Origin of the sequence: uncultured Ruminococcus sp., assembly GCF_946415235.1 — a bacterium.
Taxonomy (GTDB): domain Bacteria; phylum Bacillota; class Clostridia; order Oscillospirales; family Ruminococcaceae; genus Ruminococcus.
In genome coordinates this window covers 1-10,989 of the sequence record NZ_CAMKRR010000098.1, presented here as the reverse complement: position 1 = coordinate 10,989, position 10,989 = coordinate 1, and the positions used below count along the sequence as shown (strand labels likewise).

General features: G+C 39.6%; 8 protein-coding genes. 7 read left to right on the top strand and 1 reads right to left on the bottom strand.

Going from position 1 to position 10,989, the window contains the following annotated elements; translation table 11 throughout:
* Positions 1-138: 138 nt before the first annotated feature.
* The gene (locus Q0R37_RS13075; protein WP_009300539.1) at positions 139-1,224 is read right to left on the bottom strand and encodes a site-specific integrase; all 1,086 of its coding nucleotides are present in this window, start codon (positions 1,222-1,224) and stop codon (positions 139-141) included.
* Positions 1,225-1,603: 379 nt separating this feature from the next.
* On the opposite strand from Q0R37_RS13075, the gene Q0R37_RS13070 reads away from it, so the two are divergent.
* The 7 genes from Q0R37_RS13070 to Q0R37_RS13040 all read left to right on the top strand — a co-directional run bounded on the left by Q0R37_RS13070 (position 1,604) and on the right by Q0R37_RS13040 (position 10,780).
* Positions 1,604-2,167 carry a signal peptidase I gene (locus Q0R37_RS13070; RefSeq protein ID WP_294754966.1) on the top strand — a complete coding sequence of 188 codons (564 nt, stop codon included), beginning with the start codon at positions 1,604-1,606 and terminating at the stop codon, positions 2,165-2,167.
* A gap of 130 nt (positions 2,168-2,297) precedes the next feature.
* On the top strand, positions 2,298-3,155 hold the full coding sequence (locus tag Q0R37_RS13065; protein ID WP_294754965.1) for a hypothetical protein: 858 nt from the start codon (positions 2,298-2,300) through the stop codon (positions 3,153-3,155).
* 158 nt (positions 3,156-3,313) lie between these two features.
* Positions 3,314-4,291 (top strand): hypothetical protein, encoded by a 978-nt coding sequence (locus tag Q0R37_RS13060; RefSeq protein WP_294754964.1) that lies wholly within the window; start codon positions 3,314-3,316, stop codon positions 4,289-4,291.
* Positions 4,284-4,826: a signal peptidase I gene (locus Q0R37_RS13055; protein ID WP_294754963.1), complete on the top strand. Its 543-nt coding sequence runs from the start codon at positions 4,284-4,286 to the stop codon at positions 4,824-4,826. Before Q0R37_RS13060 ends, Q0R37_RS13055 begins: the two co-directional genes overlap by 8 nt.
* 20 nt (positions 4,827-4,846) lie before the next feature.
* Positions 4,847-5,467: a hypothetical protein gene (locus Q0R37_RS13050; RefSeq protein WP_294754962.1), complete on the top strand. Its 621-nt coding sequence runs from the start codon at positions 4,847-4,849 to the stop codon at positions 5,465-5,467.
* 36 nt (positions 5,468-5,503) lie between these two features.
* Positions 5,504-6,079: a hypothetical protein gene (locus Q0R37_RS13045; protein WP_294754961.1), complete on the top strand. Its 576-nt coding sequence runs from the start codon at positions 5,504-5,506 to the stop codon at positions 6,077-6,079.
* A gap of 33 nt (positions 6,080-6,112) precedes the next feature.
* A complete protein-coding gene (locus Q0R37_RS13040) occupies positions 6,113-10,780 on the top strand; it encodes an InlB B-repeat-containing protein (protein WP_294754960.1) in 4,668 nt (1,555 codons plus the stop codon).
* Positions 10,781-10,989 lie beyond the last annotated feature (209 nt).

Here is a 10,989-nt window from a genome sequence, read left to right as displayed (position 1 = left end):
TTAACAGTCATTAACATACTGCAAAATACAGCTTCGTATTTCGCAAAATTATTGATTTAACGAGAAAAGAGCAGTTGACTCCGATTTTATTCAGTTTTCAATATTCGGAATGACGGCACTTTTACGTTACACTGACGGTCATGCGCACTTAGAAAGAAGGCTCATACAGGTACGCTTACGCTCCATATCGGAATGAATGTAGCGGTTAAGCGTGACTTCTACGGAGCTATGCCCTAAAATCTCGGACAGCGTTTTCACATCAAAGCCCAGTTCGACACACCTTGTTGCAAATAAATGGCGCAGGCTGTGATAGTGGAATGACGGCAAATCTGCGTTATGCAGTATTTTAGCGAAGCGGTACTGCATTGTTCTTGGCTCAACAGGCTTTTTCCTGCCGGACACCACATAGACCTCACCGTTATCCTTAAACCGTCTGAGCAGAGGAAGCAGGCAATCAGGGATAGGAATTGTTCGTTTAGAACTTTCGCTTTTCGGCTCAGTGATGATGAGCTTGGTTTGTTTGGATCCTGTTCTGCACTGCACACGCTGAATGGTCTTGCTGACGGTCAAAACACGTTTTTCAAGGTCAATCTCTTTCCATTGCAGAGCGCAGACCTCACCGATACGCAAGCCCATATACATCGAGATTGCAATACCCACGCTCGTAACAGACGGACGCTCGTCCAGATATTTTTCAAGCCTGAGCTGCTGTTTCTTGTTCATAACAGCAATTTCAGGCTTATTCTTTTTGGGGAGAACGATACCGTCAAGTACGTTACGGATTCTATATTCACGGCTTGCATAGCGAAAAACCGACTTGAACAGCACGATAATATCAGACAGATACCGCACCGACAAGCCCTCTTTTATCTTGCGTTCGATAAAAGCATATATATCTTTCGCTTTCAGCAGACAGCACTTTATCTCTCCAAATGCAGGTATAAGGTGCTTTTCGGCTTTCATGACGTAGTTGGCAGCCGTTGACTCCTTTATTCGTGATGCTGTCACATGAAGCCACTCGGTCACAAGCTCTCTGACCGTCATTTCCGTTACAGCGTACTCGTCCTCGCTGTGATCCAGTGCTATCATAGCCTTGTATTCGGCTTCATCACGGCTTTTTCCGTAGAACGAACGGAATACACGTCTGCCGTTCTCATCTTTGCCCATAGATATACGGCACTCCCAGCGTCCGTCCCTGCGTTTATAAGCTGTTTTCTTGCTCATTCATTAAAACCTCCAATTAATCATCGTTCAGTATAAGTAATTATGGAAACAATAAAAAAACAATCCACCTATCTTGACAAGACATACATAATTTGCTATAATAATGATAAGGTATATTAGAAACTGTGTGAGAAACATACGAATCAAGTTTAGCGTATCGTCAATTCAATAATTTTGCGAAAAGTCGAGGTCGGGTTGTCACACTAACTTCGGCTTTTCTTGTTTTTTGAGCTATCTTGTTGATTGATTGAAGGTTTCTTCAGAATAGAATAATCTGAAAAAAGAAAAGAGTATCAGTCTCCGTTGTATTAGGAGATTGATACTCTTTTGTGCTATATTGGATTTTTATCGGAATAAGGTCACTTTTGGAAACTGCCCATTGTTAATTCTTATGAATGTCACACTTATAATAAAAAGCTATGTTAATAAAGATGAAGTTCCGAGCATAGGTAAAATGTTCCCGATGATCGTTCTTACGGATTCTATGTATCCACAGATACAGAGCGGAGACCTTATAATTTGCAATAAGGTAAATACTTCAGATATAAAAGAAGGAGATGTTATCTCCTTTTTTGACCCTTCCGGCAATGGAACGAGTGTGGTTACTCACCGTGTCGTTGGTATAACTGAGGAAGATGGTGTCCTTGCATTTAAGACCAAAGGTGATGCTAACAATGCAGAAGATCAAAAGGCTGTCAAAGCAGAAAAGGTAGTTGGTGTTTATAGTTTCCGAATACCTAAAGCTGGTCGTGTTGCGATGTTTATGCAAACTACTGCAGGACTGATAGTCTGCGTTATACTTCCGCTAATTCTTTTTGTGGGATATGATGTAATACGCCGCCGAAGATTTGAAAAGGCTAATCAGGCTGATACAGCGGCTCTTCTTGCAGAGCTTGAAGAGCTTAAGGCGCAGAAGGCTGCAAAAGAAAAGAACAATGAATAAGCCGGTATCAATCAAGTTATTCTTCCCTCGACTGCCACATCGGGGATGGATATAAATATCTTCCCCATGGCTTGCCATTAAGGGGAGAATAAACTGCCGAAAGGCAAATAAACGTGAAAGGAGTATTCACATGAAAAAGAATAAGGCAATGAGAGCAGCAGGGGGGTTGCTTATAGCTACTCTCCTTTCAACAAGTGCTGTAAGCGGTACATTTGCAAAGTATGTTACAAGGGACAGTGGTTCTGATACCGCTCGTGTTGCAAAATTCGGAGTAGTAGTTACTTCTGATGGCGCACTTTTTGCTGATACTTATAAGACGTCTACCAATACCCCTGGTGTAAGCGGTGATTCAACTGCTGCTGCAACACTCAGTGTGGTATCAAGTGCGGTTACGGGAGCAACGACAGATCATGACGGCGTTGATGGGACGGATAAGGTTGTTGCCCCTGGAACGAAAAATACAGATGGATTGACCTTTTCTATCACAGGCACTCCTGAAGTTGCTGTAAAAATTGATGTTATTGTAAAGGATAACACAGGTACTGATTTTAACGCTGCAACTAAAGATATTTATCTAAAAACAAAATCAGGTCTGCCTGATATGACAACAGGTGATGCTACGGATACATTTGATAACGCAGAAGACTACTATCCTATCAAGTACACTCTGACACAGACAAAGGGAGGCACGTCTACCACGCTCGTTGATAAGCAGAACCTTTCAGCTGTGAAAACCGCACTTGAGGGCTTAACAAACGCTGGAGTGAATGCTAATACGAATCTCGCAAATTCAATTGGTACACTCAAGCTCACATGGGAGTGGGATTTTGATAACAGCGGTGCAGGTACTTATGACAAGCAGGATACACTTCTCGGTGATCTTGCGGCTGGAACAACGCTTGCTCCTGCGACGACTCTTACTTCCGGAACAGACTACAACCTCAGTACCGGTGTACAGATTACGATTAGTGTTACTCAGATCGACTAAATATTTTGAACCTAATGCATGATACATAATTATTATCGGAACAAGCAGGCAGTTGTGGCACTGCCTGCCGACGTTTCGGTGATTTCGATGTGCTGAGCATATAATGGCCCGGCATATCGAAGTTACCGTACTAAAACTATTGAGAGGAGATGACTGCTGTGAATTCAAAAAGAAAAAACAATTCGATTTTTGTTGTAATAGTAGTTCTTCTGGCAATTCTTGATATTACCTCTCTTGTCGTTTTGTTTTCGAGAATGAATAGCTACTGGGAAGTTCGGTTCCCTAATGTGATCCCGCTTACAAGATCGAACGGCACTACAATGGTGACTACGAAAACTATCAGTTCTGCTGAGAATGTGCAGGTATCGTTTGATGAAAATGAAAACGGATATGCTGTTGTACAGCTTGGAAATCCCGGCTTCAAGGCTTACGACGATAAGACTGTATGGCTATCCGAAACAGAAGTAGATATATTCAAGCTGACTTATGACAGTGAAAACGGTATTACTGTAAAAGGCACGGACGATGACAAGCTTATTGCTCCGGGAACGTCAAATACTTATTCGTTTACTCTTGAAAATACGGGAGATGTGCTTCTTGACTATGATATGACCATGGAAGCTTATGTCACCGGTACAGACCTTGAGCTCCCTGTAAAAGCCCGCGTCTGGGATTACACAAACAGATATCTGCTCGGCGGTTCTGATACAAAAGAAAGCGTTCTTGAACTTAATAATGTTGAAGATCATTCAAAGCTGAGTGCAGGTCGTTTCGCTGTATATAATCTTGAATGGGAATGGCCTTATGAGTGGGGCAACGACGAGTATGATACTCTTCTTGGAAATTTGGCGGTCGATGATGATCTGGCGCTTACAATAAAGATAAATACGATAGCGACAGCTGTTGACGCAGTAATAAGTCCTGAAAATAACAATAATAATCCTATTACGCCAGCACAGCCGTCACAAAACAATGATACGGGAAAGGAATATGGCATTGAAGGAAATGTTCCTGCACCTAAAACAGGTGTGCTGCTTGGTGCAGTTCCTACTGTGCTCCTGACAGCTGCACTTGGCGCTATGCTTTTAGCGAGACCAAGACGCAAGGAAAACGAGGACGATGAACAAAATGAATAAGTGCAGATCCATTGCACGTATTATACTATTTGTGGTTATAAGTATTATTATCGGCTTGAAGCTATACAGTTGGAATGCCAGAACTCTTATAGGCAATAAAATGCCAATGCCTTTCGGCTATGGCTTTTCGGTTGTATTATCGGGCAGTATGGAACCTGAACTGAAAGTAAATGATCTGGTTATCATAAAAAAACAGAAAAGCTATCAGAGTGATGATATTATCGTATATCAGGACGATGATTTGCTTGTAATACATAGGCTTATTGAGATAAATGGTGAAAATGCCATTACAAAGGGTGACGCAAACGAAGTTAATGACCCTGAAATCTCAACTGCACAAATCAAAGGGAAAATGGTCATGCATATTCATTTTATTGGCTGTATAGTGCAGTTTATCAAATCAACGATAGGGACTTTTTTGGTTCTTTTAGGAGCAGTAATAATGTTTGAGCTTCCTTATGTACGTGAAAAACGTAAGACGATTTCCGAACAGGAAAGAATTAAGGAAGAGATAAGACGATTAAAGAATGAATAAATTTGAAGGGGTGAGGTTTTATGATAAAAAATGCTGCAGATCATATAAAGCCTCTCTTTCAAGCTACAGGAATTATATATAAAGTTTTTGGAATACTGTTAACCATGACATTAATATCCATGTGGCTTGTATGCGGAATGCTTGCAAAATACACTTCAAATGTTTTTTATAATGATAGTGCACATGTCGCAAGGATGGCAACAGTTAAACTTCATGAGCATAAAGTGAATCTTGAAGGCGGAGTGTATTTTCTGGATAATGACACAATTGTTGAAACAAATGAATATGACACAGTATTGCCAGGTGTGAATATACCAAAGGATGCATATATTCAGCTTGATGGTAACAGTGAAGTTGCTTGTAACTTATATATTGAAGTGGTGAATACAAATCTTCCCGACGAGGTAAGTTATACAATAGGAACGAGCTTTGAAGCTGAAACATCATTCACGCCTTTACACGGAGGAATAGTATATAAGTACAAACAAGTGATACAGCCTGGAGTTGCACAGACAATCGCGCACATATTCAGCAATGATAGTATCCGCGTAGGTGATTCTCTTCGTGACAATACGGATAAAACTAAAAATGCCGGTCAGTTCAAAATAGAAGTTTATGCCTATCTTGTACAGATAGATTAAGATAAAGGTATGTACGCCGAAAGGAAGTCATACACCATGCGAAAACAAAAATACAGGATCATAATACCTATAGTGCTAATTATAATAGGTACTATAACAGGGCTGGTAGTTGCAAAATATATTGGAAGTTCAAATAAAGTAGGAAACTTTTTTGTGGCTGCCGAATATAATACGCCTGTTATCAACGAAACCGTGAAAACAGATACGGACGGTTTTATGTATAAAACAGATGTCAGCATGACAGCAGAGGATAAGGAGTATCCCGTATATGTCAGAGCAGCGGTTATCGTCACATGGCAGGATGCAAACGGAAACGTTTATGGTTATCAGCCTGTTGAAGGAACTGACTATACTTTGGAATATAATGACACAGATTGGGAGTACAATTCTGCTGATGGATATTATTACTTTAAATCAGCTGTGGCAAGCGGAGCAAGTACGTTTCCGCTTATAAGAGCTGACCAGAAGCTTAAGCAAATCAAAACTGCTCCTACAGGATATAAGATGAATATCGAGATACTTGCACAGACTATACAAGCAGTGGGAAATACAGATACAGATACAAGTGTCACTGCCGTATATGATGCCTGGGGCGTACAGATTGACAATTGATCATTTTATCATAAAATAGAAAGGGGGATCGGTATGAAAACCAGAAGACGTAAATTAACATGCTTTTCTTTGGCTTTTCTATTTATTATCATGTCTGCGTTTGAAATAATCAAGGTTTTTGCCGCTGCTTCTGAAGATGTCGTTACTGGGATTATCAACTATTATTACTATGATGAACAGAAACCGGATCACAAGGGAACTTCGCCTTTTCCGTCCTTCGTTGCGAATATGCCAAAAGATTCACCTGGCATAACGCAGAAAAGCCCAATAGTTCCAGGCTTTTCGCCTTGCAATATCAGTAAAGAACATCTTCCGAGTGTTACTATTGAATTTGATAAAGACAGCGAAACTGATGTTTTCTATTTTCCTGCTGAAGTTGATTATGTCATCAGACTATATACGCAGGAACTGAACAATGATGATTACTCTCTTCAGGAAATCATCAGCAACAAGGGCGTTACAGGTTCCGAGCCTGAGGAATTTGGTGATACCTTTCATTTTAGTGCAGACTACAATATTACAAGTCTCAGAAACAAAACCCTCGATAATGCTTTCGAAGGATTCACTTTGATGTATCATGTTCCTGAAGTAATTGCTGCGGACGGTTCGACAGAGTTTGAATGTTACTATGACCGTAACTATTATCTTGTCGATCTTGACCTTGGTGACGGTGCTTACGGCGTTGAACCACTGTATGTTCCGTACGAATATCCAATATCGCTTGGCACTCCAGTCAAAACAGGATACCAGTTTGACGGTTGGGATATCAAAAGAGAAGATACAAACGAAGCACTTACTGAACTTCCCACAACAATGCCGGCTTATAACATACATTGCAAAGCTAAATGGAAGGCCATAAACAATGTAAACTACAGGATAGTTTATTACAATGCCGAAGTTGATGACGGCTCAGGCGTTACAAAGTACAATTACTGGGGAGATAAGATGCTTTCTGCGCTTCCTGATACTGAGCTTTCTCTCAGCAGCATTATGTCCGATAATAAAGACGATATAACGACGTTTACAGACTATCAATTTTTTACCTTCGATCCTGAAGCTACTGCAGCAAACAATAGCGAAACGATCAAAGTCAAGAGCGATGGTTCGTCGATCATAAGGCTTTATTATAAGCGAAATAAGTATAAGCTGAGGTTTGTGTATTTAAAGTATTCAAGTACAACTACAATCACAGCAGGTGCTCCAGTAACAAGCGTTACAGATAATCATAAATATGTTCTTGTAAACACAAACAATAATAGATCAAAAGCGCTTACAAATCTTGATGCCGCTGATAATATGCGTGCATTGACGAATTTTAATAACAATAACTTTAATTACTTATGGGAGCTAGTTCCTACTGAAGGTGGTTATTATATTCAGTATTCTGACGGAAAATATCTTTCAGTAGATTTTAAAACGATAAGTGCTGGAAATGCGGCTATAATGTCAGATACACCCACGCTATTTAAAATTGCACCTTACGGAGAATCTGATAATGAGTTTTTGATATACACTGTTTATAAAGACAAGAACTTTTATCTCAATGATAAAAGTAATAAGGGAGAAAGGGTACAAGTTTATCCAAGTGATCCTGCCATTGAAAATGGAAAAGATCCGAATAGATGGCAGTTATATGATTATGCAGATGCCAACATTTCCACAAATTCAAATGCTATAAAAGTCGCAACGGCAACTGGTAATGGTAATTTCACCTCAAGCTTGACATGGGGGGGGACTCTGAATGAGTTACCGGCTGTTGATACAGTATCAGGAATTACACCTGGCGAATTTGTTTTAAACAATGAAACATACAAATATGTAGAGCTTGTTGCGGAATATAATGCAAATATTGAGTCTTTATGGCCTGCAGATATATTTCAGCCTGTAAACGGTGTTTTATCAACAAATGGAAATAATACTGTCTTTAGTTTTGGTTCATGGAGTACCCAGGCAGGAACCAAATACAGAGAAAAGAATTCAACACATGCAAATATAGTCGGCAGATTTCCTTATTTATCATCTGATATGATCGTTGATCCTTCATATGTTTATGATCCTTCCAATCCTGACCGCATAGCTCAAAGCCTGTACGCATGGTGGGGGAGCAGTGGAAATAATATTTCAAAGCACAGAATAAAGATATTCTTTGAAACACTCGATCCCAATGCTTCGGGGGTGACAGAATATAAAGGCAATTATTATCTGCTTGACCATACGGTAGAAGCCGTTGCTGCACATAACGGTAATACAAGAATCGATCCCTTTACATACAGTGGTTTAACAATACTACAATCTGACAGCAGCGGTCACATTAATTCCAGTGCAACAGAAGAAGGTCAATATCAGGATCCTGACGATGGCGTATGGACAACCGAGTTTCATTACCTCCGAAACTCCTATTCCCTGAGCTATTATAATTACAATACAAGCTATTCAACTGGCGCAGATACCTCGTCTATCAAGTACGAATATCCGCTTGCAGGATTTGAGCCGACAGACGAGCCGCCTTATCCTTCAGGACTGAAGCCTGGTTCTTATGAATTTGCGGGCTGGTACGATTCGGATACCTATGATAATGAATTCGACTGGACAGGCACAATGCCCGACCATAATGTTATGGTATACGCCTACTGGAAGCCGAAGACCTTTGAGATACTCTATTACAACGATGAAAGTGCATACCAGAACAAAACACCAACAGCTGTAAATACAATCTATGAAGGTACAGGAGATTACGGTCAGAAACTTGATACAAGTGCAGCTGAAGAAAAACTGGAAGCTCCTGAGATTATAAACAGTACAGGTACATACTATGCAGTAAAAGCAGGCTGGTACTATTATGACGAAGATGGTGAGCTCCATGCGTTTGATCCGGATACTATGACAGTTTCGGGTGGAATGGAACTGTTTATGAAGTGGTCTTCTACAGTGCCTGCTACTTTTACTGTGCACTACTACGTCAAAGGGAAGGAAAACGACGCTGTGCCTGAAAAAGTTGCTCCTGATATGACTGGTTATTCATTCGTTGGTCTTACAAGAACATTTAAGGCAAAAGTTGAGAATGAATTGGATGATGATTATAGATTGGGATATTTCCCTGACAGAAGCAGTACATCGATTCTGATGAAAGCTGACAGTAATCTGAATGTTAAATCGTTCCTTTATACATACCGTGATAACGTGCCTTATAAAGTTAGATACATTGCCAAAGACGGCGTTGAAGCAGGACAAGAAATACACGAATCAAAGCTTGTTTCAGAAAACCGGAAAGCAGTGGTAACGGAAAAATTTATTCACATTAATGGATATGTTCCGTCTGCATACTATATTTCAAAAACGTTGATAGTTTCAGATAATCCTCAGGAGGAAGAGGAACAGAATGTTATCACCTTCTACTATAACGTTGATACTAAAAATATGCCTTATCATATCAAGTATATGGTTGAGGATGAAAACGGAAAGTTTACGCAAACAATTGACGGCGTAGAAATGAAGTTCAAGGAAAAGAATTACATCGACGGTTATGGTGAGCGTAGTGATCAAGAAAACGAAAGATATAAATCTTTCGTTATTAACTCCTATGCTGGATATACGGTAAAATGTTATCAGGAAAATGTATTTGATACCAGCGATATTGAGAGTAAAGGTGAATTGAATGCGTTGAGTTCATCAGACACGAACATCTATGTTCGCATGGATGCTGCTGATACCGCTAACAGTAAGGTCGTGTATATCTATTATCTTAAGAAAAGTTATCCTGTCAAGGTGATATATCAGGTAACTTCCAACGATCCTGAAAAGATAAAGGATTTCAATATTACGATCGACCAGACGGGATTGATTGGTGAAGATAGTATTGAGATAGACGGAATCACATATTATAAGAGCTTTTATAAAGTAATTCCAGATAGGAAGTTTAATACAACATATACTGAAAATGCTATTACAATTGAAGGCTTTTCGGTATCTGGCGGTGATGTCAGGACGAGAGTTATATCTGATGATGATGCAGCAATGACTAATAACAGGCTTGTGTTCAATTATACGGCTCTCGATGAAGTAATGTTCTATTACTATGCTGTAATTCCAGATGGCAACACTCATATCTTAGGTGATCCAAAGAATCCTAAACTGCTTTCTTATAATGAAGAAACAGTGATTATTGGTACACGTCCGAGTAATACCGTAGAAGCCAAGATTGACAATGGAATATACAAATTTTATGGATGGTACTCTGATGAAGAATGTACAATTCCTGTTACACCGGTTGTCGGAACAGAAACCGTATTATCGGGCTCAGAGAATAACATGATTCGTCCGTTGGCATCGAATAAGGATATGACTTATTACGCTAAATATGACTATAGACACGGTGACTTGAAAATAGAAGTCACAGGCGATGATGTCATCAAAGGCAGTCAGCCGTATGAGTTTATCATTAAAGGTAAGGACGGTCATAATAACTGGATAGAACTTGTTGTTTGCATTAAGCCTGAAGATAAACAAGCTGTTATAATAAAGGACTTACCAATCGGCGATTATGAGATCACACAGAATAAATGGTCGTGGCGATGTAATACACATGATCCCCAGGTAAAAACAGTTGCTGAAAACAATTTGGTAACAGCAGTATTCTTGGAATCTATTCAGAACAAGAAGTGGCTTGACGGAAATGCTTATAATAAAAACATATTTACTTAGAGACTATTCTAAATTTGTTTAAACCTTTGAAGTAGTGTTTTTCTATTATACACTACTTCAGAGGTTATAATTTTGAGCAGTAGGAGAATAAACTAAACAAAATAGCAGAATGCCAGCAATGTCTGTCATGGCTTAACCATTATTTCCTGATTTCCGTAAGCGTCAAATAAAGGACGTATTCCTCAAAGAAGGAATCTGGTGTATAATAA

Bases quoted from the DNA above. Each gene is read 5' to 3' on its own strand.
- Q0R37_RS13050 (WP_294754962.1), top strand. From the start codon at position 4,847: ATGATAAAAAATGCTGCAGATCATATAAAGCCTCTCTTTCAAGCTACA.
- Q0R37_RS13055 (WP_294754963.1), top strand. From the start codon at position 4,284: ATGAATAAGTGCAGATCCATTGCACGTATTATACTATTTGTGGTTATA.
- Q0R37_RS13075 (WP_009300539.1), bottom strand. From the start codon at position 1,224: ATGAGCAAGAAAACAGCTTATAAACGCAGGGACGGACGCTGGGAGTGC.
- Q0R37_RS13040 (WP_294754960.1), top strand. From the start codon at position 6,113: ATGAAAACCAGAAGACGTAAATTAACATGCTTTTCTTTGGCTTTTCTA.
- Q0R37_RS13045 (WP_294754961.1), top strand. From the start codon at position 5,504: ATGCGAAAACAAAAATACAGGATCATAATACCTATAGTGCTAATTATA.
- Q0R37_RS13065 (WP_294754965.1), top strand. From the start codon at position 2,298: ATGAAAAAGAATAAGGCAATGAGAGCAGCAGGGGGGTTGCTTATAGCT.